Origin of the sequence: Marinobacter sp. (genome assembly GCF_039977835.1) — a bacterium.
Classification (GTDB): Bacteria; Pseudomonadota; Gammaproteobacteria; order Pseudomonadales; family Oleiphilaceae; genus Marinobacter.
In genome coordinates, this window is sequence record NZ_JBDWCL010000040.1 from 159,627 (window position 1) to 179,819 (window position 20,193).

Annotated in this window: 18 protein-coding genes and 1 tRNA gene; 7 read left to right on the forward strand and 12 right to left on the reverse strand. The window is 55.8% G+C overall.

All coding sequences use genetic code 11. From position 1 onward, the window contains the following. Positions 1–287 precede the first annotated feature (287 nt). The 4 genes from ABJM11_RS11970 to sdhC are packed head-to-tail and all read right to left on the reverse strand — an operon-like array spanning position 288 to position 3,503. Positions 288–992, reverse strand: a complete 705-nt coding sequence (locus tag ABJM11_RS11970; protein ID WP_348293524.1) for a succinate dehydrogenase iron-sulfur subunit — start codon at positions 990–992, stop codon at positions 288–290. A gap of 13 nt (positions 993–1,005) precedes the next feature. Beyond that, entirely contained in the window at positions 1,006–2,778 is a 1,773-nt protein-coding gene (gene sdhA / locus ABJM11_RS11975; RefSeq protein WP_348293525.1) for a succinate dehydrogenase flavoprotein subunit, read from the reverse strand. Positions 2,779–2,781: 3 nt separating this feature from the next. Next, positions 2,782–3,135 (reverse strand): succinate dehydrogenase, hydrophobic membrane anchor protein, encoded by a 354-nt coding sequence (gene sdhD / locus ABJM11_RS11980; RefSeq protein WP_348293527.1) that lies wholly within the window; start codon positions 3,133–3,135, stop codon positions 2,782–2,784. After that, positions 3,129–3,503 (reverse strand): succinate dehydrogenase, cytochrome b556 subunit, encoded by a 375-nt coding sequence (gene sdhC / locus ABJM11_RS11985; protein ID WP_348293528.1) that lies wholly within the window; start codon positions 3,501–3,503, stop codon positions 3,129–3,131. Before sdhC ends, sdhD begins: the two co-directional genes overlap by 7 nt. 455 nt (positions 3,504–3,958) lie before the next feature. On the opposite strand from sdhC, the gene gltA reads away from it, so the two are divergent. Further along, positions 3,959–5,233, forward strand: coding sequence for a citrate synthase (gltA, locus tag ABJM11_RS11990; protein ID WP_348293529.1), 1,275 nt, complete (start codon positions 3,959–3,961; stop codon positions 5,231–5,233). A gap of 128 nt (positions 5,234–5,361) precedes the next feature. After that, positions 5,362–6,237 (forward strand): NAD(P)-dependent oxidoreductase, encoded by an 876-nt coding sequence (locus ABJM11_RS11995; protein WP_348293531.1) that lies wholly within the window; start codon positions 5,362–5,364, stop codon positions 6,235–6,237. Between the two features lie 60 nt (positions 6,238–6,297). Here ABJM11_RS11995 and topA read toward each other — a convergent pair whose 3' ends face one another. The 3 genes from topA to fadB form a co-directional block, all read right to left on the reverse strand. Next, positions 6,298–8,934 (reverse strand): type I DNA topoisomerase, encoded by a 2,637-nt coding sequence (gene topA / locus ABJM11_RS12000; RefSeq protein ID WP_348293533.1) that lies wholly within the window; start codon positions 8,932–8,934, stop codon positions 6,298–6,300. A gap of 248 nt (positions 8,935–9,182) precedes the next feature. Then, entirely contained in the window at positions 9,183–10,358 is a 1,176-nt protein-coding gene (gene fadA / locus ABJM11_RS12005; RefSeq protein ID WP_348293534.1) for an acetyl-CoA C-acyltransferase FadA, read from the reverse strand. A gap of 33 nt (positions 10,359–10,391) precedes the next feature. After that, positions 10,392–12,539 carry a fatty acid oxidation complex subunit alpha FadB gene (gene fadB, locus ABJM11_RS12010; RefSeq protein ID WP_348293535.1) on the reverse strand — a complete coding sequence of 716 codons (2,148 nt, stop codon included), beginning with the start codon at positions 12,537–12,539 and terminating at the stop codon, positions 10,392–10,394. A gap of 158 nt (positions 12,540–12,697) precedes the next feature. On the opposite strand from fadB, the gene ABJM11_RS12015 reads away from it, so the two are divergent. The 3 genes from ABJM11_RS12015 (at position 12,698) to ABJM11_RS12025 (ending at position 14,398) form a co-directional block, all read left to right on the forward strand. Beyond that, the gene (locus ABJM11_RS12015; RefSeq protein WP_348293536.1) at positions 12,698–12,949 is read left to right on the forward strand and encodes a hypothetical protein; all 252 of its coding nucleotides are present in this window, start codon (positions 12,698–12,700) and stop codon (positions 12,947–12,949) included. 37 nt (positions 12,950–12,986) lie between these two features. Next, positions 12,987–13,808, forward strand: a complete 822-nt coding sequence (locus tag ABJM11_RS12020; RefSeq protein ID WP_348293538.1) for a hypothetical protein — start codon at positions 12,987–12,989, stop codon at positions 13,806–13,808. A 158-nt stretch (positions 13,809–13,966) separates the two neighbouring features. After that, positions 13,967–14,398 carry a universal stress protein gene (locus ABJM11_RS12025; RefSeq protein WP_348293539.1) on the forward strand — a complete coding sequence of 144 codons (432 nt, stop codon included), beginning with the start codon at positions 13,967–13,969 and terminating at the stop codon, positions 14,396–14,398. Between the two features lie 27 nt (positions 14,399–14,425). Here the strand turns inward: ABJM11_RS12025 and ABJM11_RS12030 are convergent, their stop codons facing one another. The 3 genes from ABJM11_RS12030 to ABJM11_RS12040 are packed head-to-tail and all read right to left on the reverse strand — an operon-like array spanning position 14,426 to position 17,839. Beyond that, the gene (locus tag ABJM11_RS12030; RefSeq protein WP_348293540.1) at positions 14,426–15,097 is read right to left on the reverse strand and encodes a DUF6901 family protein; all 672 of its coding nucleotides are present in this window, start codon (positions 15,095–15,097) and stop codon (positions 14,426–14,428) included. Beyond that, positions 15,094–17,019, reverse strand: a complete 1,926-nt coding sequence (locus ABJM11_RS12035) for an ATP-binding cassette domain-containing protein (protein WP_348293541.1) — start codon at positions 17,017–17,019, stop codon at positions 15,094–15,096. Before ABJM11_RS12035 ends, ABJM11_RS12030 begins: the two co-directional genes overlap by 4 nt. A gap of 1 nt (position 17,020) precedes the next feature. Then, positions 17,021–17,839 carry an MOSC N-terminal beta barrel domain-containing protein gene (locus ABJM11_RS12040; RefSeq protein ID WP_348293543.1) on the reverse strand — a complete coding sequence of 273 codons (819 nt, stop codon included), beginning with the start codon at positions 17,837–17,839 and terminating at the stop codon, positions 17,021–17,023. 87 nt (positions 17,840–17,926) lie between these two features. On the opposite strand from ABJM11_RS12040, the gene ABJM11_RS12045 reads away from it, so the two are divergent. Next, a complete protein-coding gene (locus ABJM11_RS12045; RefSeq protein ID WP_348293545.1) occupies positions 17,927–18,592 on the forward strand; it encodes a protein-L-isoaspartate(D-aspartate) O-methyltransferase in 666 nt (221 codons plus the stop codon). A 19-nt stretch (positions 18,593–18,611) separates the two neighbouring features. On the opposite strand, the gene ABJM11_RS12050 is transcribed toward ABJM11_RS12045, so the two are convergent. Next, positions 18,612–18,687: transfer RNA gene (locus ABJM11_RS12050), tRNA-Gly, on the reverse strand. A gap of 86 nt (positions 18,688–18,773) precedes the next feature. After that, complete coding sequence (locus tag ABJM11_RS12055; RefSeq protein ID WP_407069992.1) at positions 18,774–19,502, reverse strand: murein L,D-transpeptidase catalytic domain family protein; 729 nt, start codon at positions 19,500–19,502, stop codon at positions 18,774–18,776. A gap of 176 nt (positions 19,503–19,678) precedes the next feature. Between ABJM11_RS12055 and ABJM11_RS12060 the strand changes: the two genes are divergently transcribed. Continuing rightward, a complete protein-coding gene (locus ABJM11_RS12060; protein WP_348293549.1) occupies positions 19,679–20,122 on the forward strand; it encodes a hypothetical protein in 444 nt (147 codons plus the stop codon). Positions 20,123–20,193 lie beyond the last annotated feature (71 nt).

The following is a 20,193-nucleotide window of genomic DNA, read 5'->3' on the forward strand; positions in this document are numbered from 1 at the left end:
GGTGCGGGGAGCTGGCTATGGTCGGCCAGGGGTATATCTGAGTCAATACGGGTTTTTACGGGATCGACTGTGGCCACCACACCCAACAAGGATGTTTTCCGTTCCCCGGTGGTTATTATACTCAGCAAAGCCGTGGGGGCACTTTGTAGGTTCCCGTCACGGCCTGCGTAGTGTGCACCCTGTTAAGACTTTTGACTATAAGCCTTTGGTTGAAGGGCCCGCTTCATTGCGAGCCCTCCCGGGTGCCGAGCTTGTCAGCACAGTATAGCGCCTGTGTCAGATTCTGCTTACGTTGCCCGCTGAAGCAGAAGATTGCGGATGTGGCCGATTGCCCTTGTGGGGTTCAGGCCTTTGGGGCAGACGCTGACACAGTTCATGATGCCCCGGCAGCGGAAAACGCTGAACGGGTCGTCGAGATTGGCAAGCCGCTCGGCCTGAGCCGTATCACGGCTGTCTGCCAGGAAGCGGTAGGCCTGAAGCAGACCCGCCGGGCCGATGAACTTCTCCGGGTTCCACCAGAACGACGGGCACGCCGTTGAACAGCAGGCACAGAGAATACACTCGTACAGGCCATCCAGTTTTTCCCGGTCCTCTGGAGACTGATAGCGCTCAATGGCCGGCGCCGGGTTGTCATTAACCAGGTAAGGCATAACCTTCTCATACTGTTTGTAGAAAAGGCTCATATCCACCACCAGGTCACGAATAACCGGCAAGCCGGGCAGTGGACGCAACACCAGCTTGTTATTCTTCAGAACCTCGGACAGCGGAGTAATGCAGGCAAGACCGTTCTTGCCATTCATATTCATGCCGTCTGACCCACAAACACCTTCCCGACAGGAACGGCGATAAGCCATTGAGGGGTCCTGCTCCTTGACCAGATTCAGAACATCAAGAACCATCAGGTCCTTGCCTTCCGGGATATCCAGCTCCACGTCCTGCATGTAGGGCGCGTTGTCGGTTTCCGGGTTATAGCGGTACAGGCTTACTAACATTGCTCAATCCCCCTTAGTAAGTCCGGATCTTCGGCTGGAAAGTATCAACCGTTTTCGGAGCGAAGTTCACGTCTCGCTTGCCTACACGCTTATCCAGCGGGAAGTAAAGCGAATGCTTCAGCCAGTTTTCGTCATCACGCTCGGTGAAATCATTACGGGCGTGGGCGCCACGGCTCTCTTTACGTTCGAAGGCTGAAACAGCTGTTGCCAGGGCAACTTCGTAAAGGTTGTCCAGTTCAAGAGCTTCGATACGCGCGGTGTTGAAGGCGCTGCTGGTGTCCGCAAGCTTGGTATTGCGAACACGCTCACCAATTGCTTCCAGCTTCTTGAGGCCTTCTTCCATGCTGTTGCCGTCACGGAATACGCCGAAATAGAGCTGCATGCAGTTCTGCAGGTCCTTGCGAACCTCGGCAACGCTCTCGCCTTCGGAAGCGCTGTTCAGGCGATCCAGGCGGGCCATGGCATTCTTGATGTCTTCCTCGCTGGCGCCATCGACTTCAAAGCCGCCGCGGAGCTGCTCTTCAATGTGCAGGCCAGCCGCACGGCCGAACACCACCAGGTCCAGCAACGAGTTGCCACCAAGACGGTTTGCACCGTGCACGGATACACAGGCAGCTTCACCACAGGCGAACAACCCAGGAATCGGCTTGTCGTTGCCGTTTTCGTCCTGGGTCAGGGCCTGACCACCGACGTTGGTGGGAATGCCGCCCATCATGTAGTGACAGGTGGGCACTACCGGCACCGGTTCTTTTACCGGGTCGACATGCGCGAAGGTGCGGGACAGTTCGCAGATACCTGGCAGGCGCAGGTTCAGCGTCTCTTCGCCCAGATGGTCCAGCTTCAGCAGAACGTGATCCTTGTCCGGGCCACATCCGCGGCCTTCCAGAATCTCGATAACCATGGAGCGGGCCACAACGTCCCGCCCCGCCAGGTCTTTCGCGTTCGGAGCGTAACGCTCCATGAAGCGCTCACCCTCAGAATTGATCAGGTAGCCGCCCTCACCCCGACAGCCTTCGGTCACCAGTGTGCCCGCACCGTGAATACCGGTGGGATGGAACTGCCACATTTCCATATCCTGCATCGGGAAGCCGGCGCGAAGCGCCATACCAATACCATCACCGGTGTTGATCAGGGCATTGGTTGTGGATGCATAGATGCGTCCGGCACCACCGGTGGCAAGAACCGTTGCTTTGGACTTGATGTAGGCCACTTCACCGGATTCAATCTCGATGGCAACGACACCAACCACTTCGTTCTTGCTGTTCTTGACCAGATCCACCGCGTACCACTCGTTCAGGAATGTGGTACCGCCCTTGAGGTTCGCCTGATAAAGGGTGTGCAACAACGCATGACCAGTACGGTCAGCAGCCGCGCAGGTGCGGGCCGCCTGAGCAGGGTTGTCCGGCCCCTTGGACTGGCCGCCGAAAGGACGCTGGTAGATGCGGCCCTGTTCGGTACGGGAGAACGGCAGCCCCATATGCTCGAGCTCAAACACAGCCTGAGGACCCACAGAACACATGTACTCGATAGCGTCCTGGTCACCGATGTAGTCGGAACCCTTGACGGTATCGTACATGTGCCAGCGCCAGTCATCATTGGGATCGGCGCTGGCAATCGCGCAAGTAATACCGCCCTGGGCAGACACTGTATGGGAACGAGTCGGAAATACCTTGGTGATACACGCTGTGTTGACGCCGGACTCGGTCAGTTGCAGGGCGGCACGCATACCGGCACCGCCGCCACCGATAACAATCGCGTCGTAAGACATGGTCTTGATATTAGCCATTAATTAAAGCCCCCAAAGAATCTGAATGCCCCAGACCACATACACGAACATGGTCAAACCGCACAGCGCCTGAACCAGGAACCGGGGCAGAGTCGCCTTGATGTAATCCGTTGTAACTGTCCAGAGCCCCACCCAGGCGTGCGCCCCGATTGACAGAAGGGCCAGCAGGGTAAAGATGCGGAACCAGGTCTGATCGAAAAGAGCGGACCAGGAGTCATAATTGACTTCGCTGGTCAGCATGAAACCGAACAGGAAAATTGTATACAGAGCAAGTACGTAGGCGGTAACGCGCTGGATCATCCAGTCGAAGACGCCGCTGCGGCCAAGATTCGTCACACTGTTTACGCTGTTCACCATACCCAGACTCCTGCAAGAACGATGAGAATAACGGAAACCACGATTGTGGCTTTCGCCGCGAGCCGGCCACTTTCCAGCTCTTCGCCGATGCCCATATCCATCAGCAGGTGCTTGATACCCGCAACCAGGTGGTACAACAAGGCAGACAGAATGCCCCAGGTAATCAGCTTCGCCAGGAAGCTGTCCAGCAAGCCACTTACCCTACTGAAGCCTTCTTCCCCTGACAGGGAAAGCTGAAGTCCGTAAAGCATGAAAGCGACACCCACAAAAATGATGATGCCACTGACGCGATGCAGTATGGACGTGATGGCTGGCAGCGGAAAATGGAACTTGCCGAGATCGAGATTTACTGGTCGTTTGCTATTCACAGCGCTCTCACACTCTCTCTTGGACCCGCGGACCGGAAAACCGGAGCGGATGGTTGGTATGTAAGGATCATGGTGCTGAACGAATCCGGCACACGATTGGCTTAAGGAGGGAGAAAAACCGGCAAGCGCTCTTCTGGTATCCGACGCTGCGGCCTGGTGTATCCCCGATTCCGGGATACGGATTATAAGGAGTAGCCCTGTCAATTACAAACACGCAACCCTGCCAGACCCCGTTAAATCAGGGCCTGCCACTCGCTATATAGATGATTGACAAATTCAATTCACTACCATTGAAGTGCGTATTCGGGGTTTCCCTGATTTACAGGGAATGTCAAATAATGGGTTTTATTGCCTCCTCCATTGACAAAAAAAGCCAACGCCCTATATTTTGCCGCCAGTTTTGCGATAATACGCGCCTTCTAGCGCATTCAAATGCTGATAAATAGGAGAGCACCATGACCGACAGGAAAGCCACGCTTTCGGTGGGTGACAAGTCCATTGAGCTACCAGTTTACTCAGGCACCGTCGGCCCTGACGTCATTGACGTGAGAAGCCTGGTCCAGGAAGGCGTTTTCACTTACGACCCCGGATTTGTGTCCACTGCGGCCTGTGAATCGCAGATTACCTACATTGATGGTGCAAACGGTGTTCTCCTGCACCGGGGCTACCCGATTGAGGAACTGGCGGAAAATTCGGACTACCTTGAAGTCTGCTACCTGCTGCTCAACGGTGAACTGCCCACCCCGGAAGAGAACAGAAAGTTCCACGAAACCATCAAAAGCCACACCATGTTGCACGACCAGATGCGCAACTTCTTCCAGGGCTTCCGCCGGGACGCGCATCCGATGGCCATCATGTGTGGCGTTGTAGGCGCGCTGTCCGCGTTCTATCACGACCAGATGGACGTTACCAACGCCCATCAGCGTGAAATTACCGCGCACCGACTGGTTGCCAAGATGCCGACCATTGCGGCCTGGTGTTACAAGTACAGCATTGGCCAGCCGTTCATGTATCCCCGCAATGATCTTTCCTACTCCGAGAACTTCCTGCAGATGATGTTTGGCGTTCCCTGTGAGGAGTACAAGCCGAACCCGATCCTGGCAAAAGCCATGGACAAGATTTTCATCCTGCACGCGGATCACGAGCAGAACGCCTCCACGTCTACGGTACGTCTTGCCGGCTCTACCGGGGCCAACCCGTACGCGTGCATTGCTTCTGGCATCGCTGCCCTCTGGGGCCCGGCACACGGTGGCGCCAACGAAGCGGTACTGGACATGCTGGCGGAAATCGGCGACGAGGCCAACATCGAGAAGTTCATCGCCAAGGCCAAGGACAAGGACGATCCGTTCCGCCTTATGGGCTTTGGCCACCGGGTTTACAAGAACTTCGACCCTCGCGCCAAAGTCATGGCAGAGACAGCTCACGAGGTGCTGACCGAGCTGGGCCTGGAGAACGACCCGCTGCTGAGAATTGCCCAGCGACTGGAAAAGATTGCCCTGGAAGACGAATACTTCGTCCAGCGCAAGCTCTATCCGAACGTGGATTTCTATTCCGGCCTGATTCTCAAGGCGATCGGTATTCCGACTTCCATGTTTACAGTGATCTTTGCCCTCTCCCGCACCATAGGCTGGTTTTCCCATTGGAACGAAATGGTCAGCGGAGACTATCGCATTGGTCGCCCACGCCAGCTGTACACCGGCGAAGAAGCCCGGAAGTATCCGAAGAAGTAAGCAAAAACGGGTTGTCAGACCGTTTATCAAAAAAGGCCGCTGCACAGCGGCCTTTTTTGTATCTGCTCATTCTGTAATGATTGGACCTGCTTTCCCCCAACAATAACCAAGTTCCGGAGACAGACCTTATGAGCGTAACCGCAGCATTTATCGGCCTCGGCATTATGGGGTACCCCATGGCCGGCCACCTGGCAAACGCAGGAGTCGACGTACGGGTATGGAACCGTAGCCCCGAAAAATCAAAGGCCTGGACTGAAAAATATCCGGGAAAAGCCGGTGATTCCATCGCCAGCACCGTTACGGAAGCCGACTTTGTATTCACCTGCGTTGGCGCCGACCACGACCTCGTTGAAGTCTACGAAGGGCCCGACGGCATCATTGCCAACGCCCTTCCCGGGGCCATTCTCGTGGACCACACAACCGCATCGGCAGGCATAGCCGAGCAACTGGCACAGCTGGCCAGAGCGCGCAACCTTGAGTTCATTGACGCACCGGTCTCCGGCGGGCAACAAGGTGCTGAAAATGGTCAACTGACCATTATGTGTGGTGCCGAACCGGATCCATTTTCGCAAGCGAAGCCCTTAATGGAACACTACTCCAAGGCCCTCAACCTGATGGGGCCGGTGGGCAGTGGCCAGAAAACCAAAATGGTGAACCAGATTGCCATTGCCGGCCTGGTACAGGGCTTGTCCGAGGCGCTCCATTTCGCCGAGCAGGCGGAGCTGGACGTACGCAAGGTGGTGGACGTTATCTCGAAGGGTGCGGCGCAGTCCTGGCAGATGGAAAATCGCTCCGGCACCATGATAGACGGGGAGTTCGAGCATGGCTTTGCGGTGGACTGGATGCGTAAGGACCTGTCGATCTGCCTTGAAGAAGCCCGGAAGAACGGCGCCAGGATTCCAGTTGCTGCGCTGGTGGACCAGTTCTATGGGGATGTGCAGCAGATGGGTGGAAACCGCTGGGATACCTCGTCGCTGATTCAACGACTGCGCAAAAAATCCTGAAGTTCGTTTTACAACAAAAGGGCAGGATGGTGAGATACCATCCTGCCCTGTTTCACGAAATCACTTTTCCTTTGGCTGCCACTTGCCGTTCACATACCACGCAGACCAGCCCGTCGCCTTGCCATCCTTCTCCGACATGACGTACTGCTCCTTGCTCTTGCGGCTGTAACGGATGACCGTCGGGTTGCCTTCCGGGTCGCGCTCGGGCGCATCCATCAGGAAATTGTACTTCGGATCAATCTCCTGTTTGTGGGGCTTGATCTCCATCACCAGCGGCGGGCGCGTTTCCCGGTTCTTGGGAAACTTGCTGGCCGCAAGAAACAGCCCCGAGGCCCCGTCACGCAGCACATAGGTGTCGTCCACCTTCTGACATTGCAACTCCGGCATTGGAACCGGATCCATCTTCGGTGGCGCTGGCTCGCCGCTCTTCAACAGCTTACGGGTGTTTTTGCACTCTGTATTGGTGCAACCAAAGTACTTGCCGAAACGACCGGTCTTGAGCTGCATTTCGGAACCACACTTGTCACACTCCAGAGTGGGACCCTCATAACCCTTGATACGGAAGGTCCCCTTCTCCACTTCATAACCGGAGCAATCGGGGTTGTTACCGCACACATGCAGCTTGCGGGTTTCATCCACCAGGTAGCTGTCCATGGCGGTTCCGCACTTCGGGCAACGACGTTTTTTACGCAGCAGGCGGGTTTCGCCCTCGCCTTCCACGTCTTCATCGGCACTGACCACTTCATCGCCCGATACCAGGTTGATCGTGGTCTTGCAGCGCTCCTTGGGCGGCAGGGAGTACCCGGAGCAACCCAGAAACACACCGGTACTGGCCACACGAATCTGCATTGGACGACTGCAAGTGGGGCACGGAATATCGGTCTCTGTGGGCATGTTGGCCCGCATCCCACCATCTTCACCACTTTCAGCGGTTTCCAACTGCTGACGGAAGCGGCCATAAAAATCATTCAGGACCTTTTTCCAGTCAACCTCTCCACCGGCAATATCGTCGAGCTCATCTTCCATTTTCGCGGTGAAGTCAAAATCCATCAGGTTCGGGAAGGACTCGGACAGGCGCTCGGTGACGATCTCGCCCATTTTTTCCGCATAGAAACGACGATTCTGAAGGCGAACGTATCCGCGGTCCTGGATCGTCGAGATAATCGAAGCATAGGTTGACGGCCGGCCAATGCCCTGCTTCTCCAGCTCCTTGACGAGGCTGGCTTCGGTATACCGCGGTGCCGGCTTGGTGAAATGCTGGCTGGGATCAAGCTTCTTCAGATCCAGTGTTTCGTTAACCTGAAAGTCGGGCAGCGCAATGTCCTCATCCTTCTTGGCGGACTGCGGTGCCACCTTGAGAAACCCTTCAAACTTGATGATACGGCCACGGATGCGAAGCTCGTAATCTCCGTTGGCGACCACAATCGACGTACTCAGGAACTCTGCGTCCGACATCTGACAGGCAATGAACTGGCGCCAGATCAGGTCATACAGCTTCTCAGCGTCCTTCTCCAGGCCGCTGATATCCGCTGGCCTACGGCCCACGTCAGTCGGGCGAATGGCCTCGTGGGCCTCCTGAGCGCCCTCCTTGCTCCCGTATACCCGGGGAGAGTCAGGCAGAAACTTGTCACCGAACTGCTTTTTGACAAATTCACGACAACTTGCCACGGCGTCCTGGCTCAGGTTGGTGGAGTCGGTACGCATGTAGGTAATAAAGCCCGCCTCGTAAAGGCGTTGGGCCAGCATCATGGTTTTCTTGACGCTGAATCCCATCCGGTTACTGGCGGCCTGTTGCAGTGTCGACGTAATAAACGGAGCCGAAGGCCGCGATCGGGTCGGTTTGTCTTCGCGCTTGGCAACCTTGAACGCTCCCGCTTCGAGGCGCTCAACATGTTCAGCACTCTGTTTCTCGCTAACCGGCCGATAGGCCTTCCCATCGTAGCGGGTAACCTCGAAACGAACCGGCTGGTCAGCCTTCTCCGAAAGCAGGTCAGCATGCAGCTGCCAGAATTCTTCGGGAACGAACTTGCGGATTTCCCGTTCCCGCTCGACGATCAGCCTGACGGCCACCGACTGTACCCGGCCGGCCGAAAGGCCCCGTGCAATCTTCGCCCACAACAGCGGCGACACCATATACCCCACAACCCGATCCAGAAATCGCCGGGCCTGCTGGGCATTAACGCGATCGGTGTCGAGGTTACCGGGATCCTTGAAGGCCTCCTGAATGGCGCGCTTGGTAATCTCGTTGAAGACCACGCGGCGATACTTTTCAGGCTCACCACCGATGGTTTGCTGAAGGTGCCAGGCAATGGCCTCCCCTTCGCGGTCCAGATCCGTTGCGAGGTAAATATGGTCGGCAGACTTTGCCAAACGCTTGAGTTCACTGACGACCTTTTCCTTGCCGGGCAGAATCTCGTAGCGGGCGCTCCAGTCATGGTCCGGGTCTACACCCATGCGTGCAACCAGTTGCTCCCGGGATTTGCGCTTCTTGTGAGCCGCTTTCTCGTCCGGACTCATCTTGCGGGTCAATGCAGCCTGCCTGGCGCGCTCTTTCGGATCCGACGTTGAGCCGCTGCCACTGACGGGCAGGTCACGAATATGCCCGACGCTCGACTTCACAATGAAGCCAGAACCCAGGTATTTGTTGATGGTCTTCGCTTTCGCTGGCGACTCGACAATAACGAGACTTTTACCCATATCGGAGATCTGTGTCCTTGGCGATAATCGGTTAAAAAATCAGCAAACCGTAAACTCGCTGTAAAATCAGTCGGCTAGAAAACACTCAATAGCCGCCACCTTGGTATAGGTGCATTGTTTTACAGGGTCAAGAAAAGCAAGACAACCCATTCTTCTGTTTATAGCCGGCTTTTTTGCACGGTCAAAGACAGGAAAGCCCGGCATTTGCCGGGCCTCCTGAGAGCTTGCTACCAATTCAGTTTACCGAATCAGAGTCGCTCCCATACTGTGGCAATGCCCTGACCAAGGCCGATACACATGGTGGAAACACCAAGCTTACCGCCTTTGGCCTGCATTACGTTCAGCAGGGTTGTGGAGATGCGTGCACCAGAGCAGCCCAGCGGATGGCCAAGGGCAATCGCGCCGCCGTTCAGGTTCACTTTTTCTTCCATTACGCCCAGCAGTTTAAGATCTTTCAGTACCGGAAGGGACTGACCTGCGAAGGCTTCGTTCAGTTCCCAGAAGTCGATATCTTCGACTTTCAGGCCTGCCCGCTTGAGGGCTTTCTTGGTGGCCGGAACCGGGCCGTAGCCCATGATCGCGGGATCACAGCCGGCAACCGCCATGCTACGAATCTTCGCCATCGGCTTCAGACCAAGCGCTTCCGCGCGCTCTGCGGACATCAACACCATTGCAGCGGCACCGTCGGTCAGCTGCGAAGAGGTGCCGGCCGTGACCGTACCGTTCTTCGGATCAAAGGCTGGCTTGAGCTGGCCCAGAGACTCAACAGTAGTCTCAGGACGGATGGTCTCGTCCTCTTCGATCAGTTTCACAAAGCCGTTTTCGTCGTGACCCTGAATGGGCACGATTTCGTTCTTGAAACGGCCTTCCTGGGTGGCTTCGTGGGCCAGGCGGTGAGACCGGGCACCGAACTCATCCTGCTGCTCACGGGTGATACCGTGCATCTTGGCCAGCATTTCCGCAGTCAGGCCCATCATGTTGGAAGCCTTGGCAGAATACTTTGATGCCGCCGGGTTGTGGTCGAAGCCTTCGGTCATGGGCACGTGGCCCATGTGCTCGACACCACCAATCACAAACACATCACCGTTGCCGGTCTGGATAGCCTGGGCCGCCGTGTGAATCGCGCTCATGGCGGAACCGCACAAGCGGTTGACGGTCTGCGCCGCAGACTCGTGCGGAATACGTGTCAGCAGGGAAATCTGACGTGCTACGTTGAAGCCCTGCTCCTTGGTCTGGTTTACACAGCCCCAGATCACGTCTTCAACTTCTTTCGGGTCGAGCTTCGGGTTGCGCTCAAACAGTGCTTCAATCAGCGCAGCCGACAGGTTTTCCGCACGTACATTGCGGAAGCAGCCATTCTTGGCACGACCCATTGGACTCCGCACGCAATCGACGACGACAACGTCTCTCGGATTAAGGCTCATAGATCTTTCTCCGTTCGGAAATCTCGTTCAGGGTTAGCCAAAGAACTTTTCGCCAGTCTTGGCCATTTCACGCAGCTTCTCGGTCGGGTGGTACAGAGGACCAAGATCTGCAAACTTGTCTGCCAGCTCGACGAACTTGTCGACACCCATGTCGTCGATATAACGCAGGGCACCACCACGGAACGGCGGGAAGCCGATACCGTAAACCAGGCCCATATCGGCGTCTGCCGGGTCTTCTACAATGCCGTCTTCCAGGCAGCGAACGGTTTCCAGGCACAGGGGAAGCATCATACGGGCGATGATGTCCTCGTCGCTGAAATCGTTCTTACCCTGAACAACCGGTTCAAGCAGCTTGTAGGTTTCTTCGTCCACAACCTTCTTCTGCTTGCCCTTGCGGTCCAGTTCGTACTTGTAAAAGCCCTTGTCGTTCTTCTGTCCGTAACGGTTGTTATCGAACATTACGTCAATGGCTGTGGTGCCTTCGTGCTTCATCCGGTCCGGGAAGCCTTCGGCCATTACTTCGCCGGCGTGCTTGCCGGTATCCATGCCAACAACGTCCAGCAGATAGGCAGGACCCATCGGCCAGCCAAACTTTTCCATGACCTTGTCGACGTGCTGGAAGTCAGCGCCATCACGTACCAGGTTCACGAAACCGCCGAAGTACGGGAACAGTACGCGGTTTACCAGGAACCCGGGGCAGTCGTTGACCACGATCGGAGTCTTGCCCATGGCCTTGGCGTATGCAACGGTGGTAGCAATCGCACGGTCAGAGGTCTTCTCGCCACGGATAACTTCCACCAGCGGCATCATGTGCACCGGGTTGAAGAAGTGCATGCCGCAGAAGTTTTCAGGACGCTTCAGGTTAGCCGCCAGCTTGTTGATGGAAATGGTCGAAGTGTTGGAAGTCAGGATGGCGTCTTCACGAACCGAATCCTCGGTTTCGCGCAATACCGCGTCCTTGACCTTCGCGTTCTCAACAACCGCTTCCACCACCAGGTCGACATTCTTGAAGTCGCCATAGTTCAGGGTCGGTGTGATGTTGTTCAGAACATCCGCCATCTGCTCGGGCTTCATCTTGCCCTTGTCGATGCGCTTGGTCAGCAGCTTCTTGGCTTCTTTCAGACCCAGGGCGATACCATCCTGGTTGATATCCTTCATCAGGATAGGCGTGCCCTTAAGGGCTGACTGGAATGCAACGCCGCCACCCATGATACCAGCGCCCAGTACGGCGGCCAGGTTCACGTCATTGGCTTCTTTTTCCCAGGCCTTGGCCTTCTTCTTCAGTTCCTGGTCGTTCAGGAACAGGCCCACCAGACAGGCTGCCACGTTGGTCTTGGCCATCTTGGCAAAGCCCTTGGCTTCCACTTCAATCGCCTTGTCACGGGTCAGACCGGCGTGCTTCTGCATCACCTTGATGGCTTCTACGGGAGCCGGGTAGTTCTTGCCAGCCTGGCCGGCAACGAAAGCCTTGGAGATCTCGAACGCCATCATGCTTTCCATGGCGTTAAGCTTGATCTTGCCCTTCTTTTCTTCGCGACGGCCCTGATAATCCAGCTTGCCGTCGTTGCACTGGTTAATAATGCCAATAGCGGCTTCAACCAGTTTTTCACCTTCAAGTACGGCATCTACGGCGCCGATTTTCAGCGCTTTGTCGGCCCGGTTCTCGGTGCCACCGCAGATCCATTCAACCGCGTAGTCAACACCAACCAGACGGGAAAGCCGGACCGTGCCGCCGAAGCCCGGGAATATGCCCAGCTTCACTTCCGGAAGACCAACTTTGGCCTTCTTGTCCATTACCCGGTAATCGGTGGCCAGACACATTTCGAAACCGCCGCCCAGAGCCATACCGTTGATAGCGGTAACCGTGGGGAAAGGCAGGTCTTCAATGGCACTGAATGCTTCGTTGGCCTTGAGATTGTTGGCAACCAGGTCTTCTTCCGACCCTGCGAACAGGTCGGTAAACTCTGTAATATCGGCACCAACAATAAAGCTGTCCTTGGAGCTGGTCACTACCAGGCCCTTGAGGCCCTTCTTGCCTTCCAGCTTGTCGGTCGCGGCGCGGAGCTCTTCAATCGTCAGACGGTTGAACTTGTTCACTGACTCGCCCTGCAAGTCAAAGTTCAACTGAGCGATCCCGCCTTCGATCTCTTTAACCGTGATGGCTTTACCTTCGTAAATCATCAACTGATCTCCAGTCTGTGTTTGGAACTGCTGAAACAGCCGCACAAGCGCTCGCAATGCGGCCGCTGATGCAGCGAGATTTCGGTCACTATTTTCGGTCACTACCCCGATCAATCGATCCAAAATTCATACAGTCGTTTGAATCGTGAGGTGACACGATGAAAAAAAACGGCTCGTTTGTCAATTTGTTTCTGGAAGAAATCATCCCGGCCCGCCCCCCGAATGGACAGCCGAACGGCATTTGGAAGCGAATGGAATTGTTATTTATCAAGCAGGTAGTCAGCGATATTGAAGCGGAACAGGAGCTTTATCACGTATATTTCAAACTTGTTTACATTTGCCCCCGTTCAGCCCCTCAAAACTGCTTGATTGGCCGGCCCAGTTACTTTACCTTCGGATTACGACTTTAGTCCACAATAATAAAGCAGCCTTACGGAGACCCATCCGATGAAAGACGCTCGCCTGCGGGTACGCTCACTCGTCACAGCCCTGACACTGTTATTGATTACCTCCTTCACTGTTCGTGCCCAGGAGGAAGGCAACGGCTTTCTCTCCGATCTTCACGACTTCCGGGTCAACAACTACGTGGCGCTGGATGCCTATTACCGTTTCAGCGCTACCGGCGATACAGACACGCTGAACGAGATTGTGGCTGCCATAAACGATGCAAACGCATCCATGAATTCTGTTGCCGAAAGCACCGCCGGCGTACTGTCCGAGGAGCAGGTTGAAAGCCTCAATGTGGAGTTCGACAAGTTCAAAGACCTCATGCGCAGCAATATCAACGACGTACGCAACACCGGTTACCCGGACCTTCGCCTGGTATCTGACATGGCGAACCAGGCGCTGATGATGAATCAGGTCGCAGCCGAGATGTACGCCGTTGCTCAGGAGAGCTCGGAAACCGAGATCAACAGCCGCATCGAGGCAGCCCGCTCTGCCGCCGTCACCATGGCCCAGATGATGGCGAAGTATTCCGCGCGAACACATTCGTCGGTTGCCCAGACATTCCAGGGCTCATCCAACGACATTCCACTGGACGAACAGGCACGCATGTTCGACACACTGCTCTCTCAGGTGACCGAGGGTGACTCCCAGGGACAGCTGAAAACGACTCTGAATGATCTAACGTCGAAATGGGAGTTTATCCGTGGGTCCTACATCAACTACAACGACAACAACGTCGCTTTTGTTATAGACCGTTATTCCAAAGGCATTCTTAGAGGTCTTGAAACCACCATTGGACTGCTTCAGGAAAGCGCCGTCTGATGCCCAGCGAGTCGGGGCGATACAATGCCCCGGCCTTCCCTCCTGCTACCGAGCTTTTCGACTGTTTTTGATACCCGTCAGTATTGGTTTACACTTTTCAGGTACAGTGTTGCCTGGATAAGCCCCGATTCCGACTTCATCCGCGAAGGAGCGATGCGATGTCAACCTATCAAAAAATTCTGGTGGCCATTGATCTGACCGAAGAAGCCCCGCAGGTTCTCAACAAGGCTGTGGAAGTCAGTAAGGCTCATGGCGCCCAACTCATGCTGGTGCATGTGGTCGAACCGGTCGGCTATGCCTACGGTGGCGATATTCCCATGGACCTGACCGAGCTTCAGGACCAACTGGACAAGGCAGCGAAGGATCAACTTGCTCAATACGGTGACAAGTACGGTGTGTCAAAAGAGAATCAGGTGGTGACGGTCGGCCGCCCTGAGTCCGAAATCCACCGGCTGTCAAAAGAACAGAATGCCGATCTGGTCATTGTTGGGAGTCACGGGCGCAAGGGCTTCCAGCTACTGCTTGGCTCCACCGCCAACGGCGTTCTGCACGGAACCGTCTGCGACGTACTGGCCGTTCGGATCCAGTAGCACAGTCCTTTACAGCGGGATGGCGTGTCAGACAGCGCCATCCCCCCGCATCTTTGCTTCCAGTTTGCGAAGCTGGCTTTCCAGAGAAAAGCTCACACTGGATGCCATAGAGAAAAAGTTCAGCAACGCCTTGAGGTTACTGTCACCCTTGCAGACCGAGTGGATGCGCTGCCACAACGCCTGATTGACCAGTTGCAGTCGCTGATTTCTCTCTACCAGCCCTTTCAGATCCCAATCCGGCTCCTGATGATTCCGCTTCGCCAGGTACTGCTGCAGCAGGTAGTGGGAAACACTTCTCATAATGAACTCGTCATTGCTGGCAAAGGGCAGATGATGCACCGCCATGGACTTCAGTTCGGACAACACCGGGCAGCCACTGGTGGCCATTTTAAGCCCCAGCAGGGATCGCAACGCCTCCTCCAGGGTGGTTGACTTGGAATAGGTTCTGCGATCATCGGTAACGATGACCTCCACTTTCTGGTACGCGTCTTCAGCCTGAAACGCGCTCACCACCGGCAGTATTTCCACGGCGGCGGGACATTGCGGGGATTCCGCCGCCTTCAGGGGGCAGTTCGAGCACTGGCAGTGCTCCAGTTGTGTCCACGCAGGCAAGCTGCCTTTTGCTTCTGCCGGCTGATCCGTTACCTTGAAATCCACCGACCGGGAATCTTCAAACCTGAATTGATACGTTACGTTCATTGATTCGCCTGTTCCTCCAGCTCCATCCATCGCTCAATAACTGTTTCCAGGCGAGATTCCCTGTCACCCAACTCTGCAAGCGTCGCGGAGACTTCATCCGCTGGACCCGAGTAAAACTCGGGGTCCGAAATCCGCTGCCGCAATTCCTCAAGCTCACGCTCGAGCGCTTCGATCTGGCCCGGCAACTGTTCCAGCTCGAGCTTGAGCTTGTAGCTGAGTTTGACGGGTTTCGTTTTTGGCGCTCCTGTGCCGGACGCTTCCGGCTCCGGGGCAAGAGCCGGCCTGTCGTTCATCGGAGGCCTGGACGCCTTCCGGCTGCCGCCCTCCGAAGGGAACCGGCCGCCCTGTCTGCGCCAGTCGGAATAACCCCCAACGTATTCTGCAACCTTACCTGAGCCATCCAGGAATACGGTGTCGGTTGCCACATTGTCGAGAAACTCCCGGTCGTGACTGATCACCACCACGGTACCGGCAAACTCCACCAGCCTGGACTCCAGAAGCTCCAGGGTTTCCACGTCGAGGTCGTTGGTTGGCTCATCCAGTACCAGTATGTTCGCTGGCTTGCTGAACAGTTTGGCCAGCAACAGCCTCGCGCGTTCGCCACCAGAGAATACACGCACCGGCGAGCGTGCGCGTTCCGGGCTGAACAGAAATTCCTGCAAATAACCCAGAACATGCTTGCTCTGGCCGTTAATCTCAATGAATTCCCGTCCTTCGGAAAGGTTGTCCAGGGCATTACGTTCCAGATCCAGTTCACCGCGGAGCTGGTCAAAATAGGCCACCTGAAGATTGGTGCCCAACCGGATACGACCTTCTGTAGGCTTGAGATCGCCCAGTAGCAGACGGACCAGGGTGGTTTTGCCGGTGCCGTTTTCCCCGACCAGGCCGATCTTGTCGCCCCTCAGGACGGTCATGTTCATATCGCGGATCACCGGTGTACCGTCCGGGTAAGAAAATCCGGCTTCACTGGCTTCCACGACAAGCTTGCCCGAACGGGCCGCATCCTCTACCGAGAAACTGGCAGTGCCGCCGCGTTCACGCCGTTGCCGTCGCTCCTCCCGCATGGCCTTGAGAGCCCTCACCCGGCCCATGTTGCGAGTTCGCCGCGCCTTGATACCCTGCCGTATCCAGGCCTCTTCCTGCTTCAGGCGCTTGTCGAACAACGCGTTCTGACGCTCCTCCTCTTCCAGCGCCTTTTCCTTGAGATCCAGATAGCGATCATAGGTAGCCGCAAAACTCACCAGGTGTCCCCGATCCAGCTCCACGATCCGCGTTGCCATCCTGCGGATAAACGCCCGGTCGTGACTGACAAAAAGAATCGCACCCCGGAACTGAGTCAGTGCTTCTTCCAGCCAGGCAATTGCCGGCACATCCAGATGGTTGGTAGGCTCGTCCAGAAGCAGTACATCCGGCTCTGTAACCAGTGCGCGGGCCAGCAGAACCCGTCGTTGCCAGCCACCTGAGAGCGTATTCAGTGTCTGGTCCGGGTCTATACCGTACTGTGCGAGAATCGCGCCGACTTTCTGATCAAGCCGCCAGCCGTCCAGGGCTTCCAGACGTTCCTGAACCTTCATCATACGGTCGAGGTCCGCCTCACCCGTGTTCTGGGTCAACTTGTGGAATTCAGCAAGCAGATCACCGGTCTCGGGAAAAGCGCCGGCGACGGCCTCATAGGCCGTGCGTGTGTCGTTCACCGGCAGGTTCTGGGGCAGCACTGACAACTTTGCACCGTCTTCCAGTCTAACGATGCCGCCATCCGGCATCACCTCACCAGTAACGATTTTCAGCAGGGTAGACTTCCCTTCCCCGTTCCGGCCGAGAAGGCAGACGCGTTCGCCGGGCTCCATGGTCATGGAAGCCTGGTCAAGCAGTGGCTGCATGCCAAAAGCAAGGGATATAGCATCCAGCGTTAACAATGGCACGTTATTGATTCTCCGTGGTTGCGGTCGTTGCGTCAGCCCCAAGAGTGACGGAGTTTCCCACCCGGATTTCTCCCGTTGCCTCATGAATGGCATTCATGCCAAATATCACACCCTCGGCCGTCCGCCGATAGGTCCCCAGCTCCCTCAGAGGCTGCAGATCCGGGGCTTTCACGCCACGATCAGGGTCGACCGTAGTCACGACACAGCGGGAACAGGGTTTTACCAGGCTGAACACAATGTTGTTGATAGTCAGCGACTTCCATTCATCTTCTTCCCAGGATACGGGCGCTTCCACCACAATATTGGGCCTGAAACGACGCATCTCCACAGCCGTCTCCAGGCGTGAATTCAGCTCGTCCAGTGAAGCAAGATTGGTAATCAGAAATGGAAAGCCATCAGCGAAACTGACACGACGATACTCGGTAACCCGGCTGGCATCAACGCGGCGAAAGCTTTCATCAGGCATGAAAACAAACCGGAATGATTCGCCACAATACCGGGACAGTGCTTCAGACGCGTCACTGGTGCCATAAACCGCTTTCGCCCAGTCCTGCCATACCCTCACCCGGCACTCTTCATCACCGGCGGCCAGCGAAAACTCGCCCTCGCCCGGGATATCCACCACAACCCGCCCTTCCGAGAGCCGCGTCCCGATTTTTGCAAGCTCCGGATTACTGCGCTGGGTGACAAACTGCCGGTCGGTATCGACAATCATCCAGCGCCTGTCGCCGGCTGGACCAAAATCATCTATACAGAGTGAAGGAACCTGAATTCCGGCAAGGGATTTTACGGGATAGACATACAATGAATGCACCTGCATGGGAGCTCCCAGTACGTGATTAAATGCAGTGACGTGATCCGGGAGTATACCCGAGATCCATGGGATAACGCTGCAGAGGGAGGCAACATGAGCAGAGAACATAATCTACGCAAGGACAAACAGGAATTCCTCGACACACTGGTAAGAAGGGGGATCAAAGATCAGCGGGTTCTGGACGCCATGAAGGGTGTACCCAGGGAAGCTTTCGTGGGTCCTGATCAGGCCGAATCTGCCTACGATGACCGTCCTTTACAGATTGAAGAAGGGCAGACCATCTCCCAACCCTATATCGTGGCCCTGATGACCGAGGCAATGCAGCTCAAGCCCAATGATACCGTACTGGAGATCGGAACCGGCTCAGGCTACGCGGCAGCTGTACTCTCGAGGGTTGTGAAAAAGGTTTTTACGGTGGAGAGGCATCAGCTGCTGGCCAACCTGGCGCAGGAACGCCTGGCAAAGCAGGGCTACAACAACGTCAAGGTACTCTGCGGTGATGGAACGCTGGGCTGGCCAGAACACTCCCCTTTCGACGCCATTGTCGTCACGGCCGGAGCGCCCAGTGTGCCACAGGCACTGGTCAGGCAACTGGCCATCGGTGGGCGCCTGGTCATTCCCGCCGGATCAGACCGTCATCAGCAGCAACTGCTGCGCATTACCCGCACAAGCGAAGAAAAAACAGAAACTGAAAAACTCAGCGATGTTAGGTTTGTCCCTCTGGTCGGTGAGGAAGGCTGGCATACGGGGAGGGAGTAAATCTGCGCTGACCGTGAATTGGAGCGGGAAACGAGATTCGAACTCGCGACCCCAACCTTGGCAAGGTTGTGCTCTACCAACTGAGCTATTCCCGCTTGATCAACGGAGGCGTATTCTACGGATTCATCCTCCCCCGTCAACTGTTTTTGTCGACCGATTCCTCAGTTTTTCGATCACCCGGTCAGCTGTTGCCGCCACCTTTTGTAACCGCGTCTGCAAACCGGCCGGATTTGCAATTGAGAAGGGCTGAGTTCTGAAGCCAGTGTTGATCCGGGTAATACTTGAACACCAGCTGGCCACCCTTGAGATTATTCACAACCTGGCTGATGATCTCCCGGCCCACCGCAGGACACCCGTGGCTACGCCCGATGCGGCCATAGTCACGAACCCAGTCCTCATTCACATAGTCGGCGCCATGGATAACAATGGCACGCTGGCGTGCCAAATCATTGAATCCCGGCTCAAGGCCATCAAGCCGCAGCGAATAGCCGTGCTTTCCGCGGTAGGATTCCTGGGCCCGGAACAGCCCAAGGCTGGACTGGTGGCTGCCCTCAATGTTGGAAAATTCACTGGAATTTGTCATCCCGGAGTTCTTGCCGTGAGCGACGAGGTCCCGGAGCAACAGTTGTCGCCCTGCCAGGTCGAAGATCCACAGCCGCTTTCGGGCTGATGGCAGAGAGAAGTCAATCACCGCCAGCCGCTCCGGCGCCCTGATACCGTTACTTACAGCACACCCGGAGGCCTGCAGTGCTTTTCGAAGGACCATTACGTTCAATTCCGGAGCCTGGAGTGACAACTTTTCAAACATATCAATGTCGAACTCATCTGCAATACTATGAGTCGGAAGAAGAAATGCAGACAGGACCAAAAGCATGACGACAGGGAGTCGCCCAAAACAGGTCACGCACATAATCAACTGTACCTCAACGGCTCTCACTGGAATTATCACGCCAGGTTTGCTGACTGGCCCGGGAGCGAACTCGCCGCTCAACCGAAGTGTCGCGCATTCTAACAGGGAAATTGTGGATGTCCGTCATGGTGTACATATTTCATACAATTACGAACAGAGTGCATCGCGGCGCCCTGATGACACTGCTGGCAACCATATTGGCTGCGGTCAGCCCTTCAGTTTCCGCAGTGCATGGCGATGACCTGCTGACGTGCGACCTGAAAGGCGCAGCGACCGACTGGTCCGACCACAAACGCCTTGGCGAACTCATTGAAGGTCTGCGCGGGCTCCACCATGATGGGCTCAACCCGGACGGGTATCCGCTTCGGGAACTCAGCAGCGCTATGGAGCATCTCGCACTCTGGGGCAGCCTGTCGGACTGCGAAAATCAGTTGGCAGAGCAAACCTATCACCAGGCTTTGCTTGACCTCAGTATTGGCAGAGTCGACCCACTCGTGCATGGCATCGTCTGGCAGTCACCATTGATACCCACCGTCAATCCCGACAAGGTACTAGTGTGCCTTAACAAAAGTTCGTCTTATTATTCAGCTTATCGGAAAGACGAGCGATTGATGCAATGATTTGATCCGCTGTTTTGCGCCAGATAAAAGGTTTGGGATCGTCGTTGTATCTTGCCAGGTAGTCTTTAATG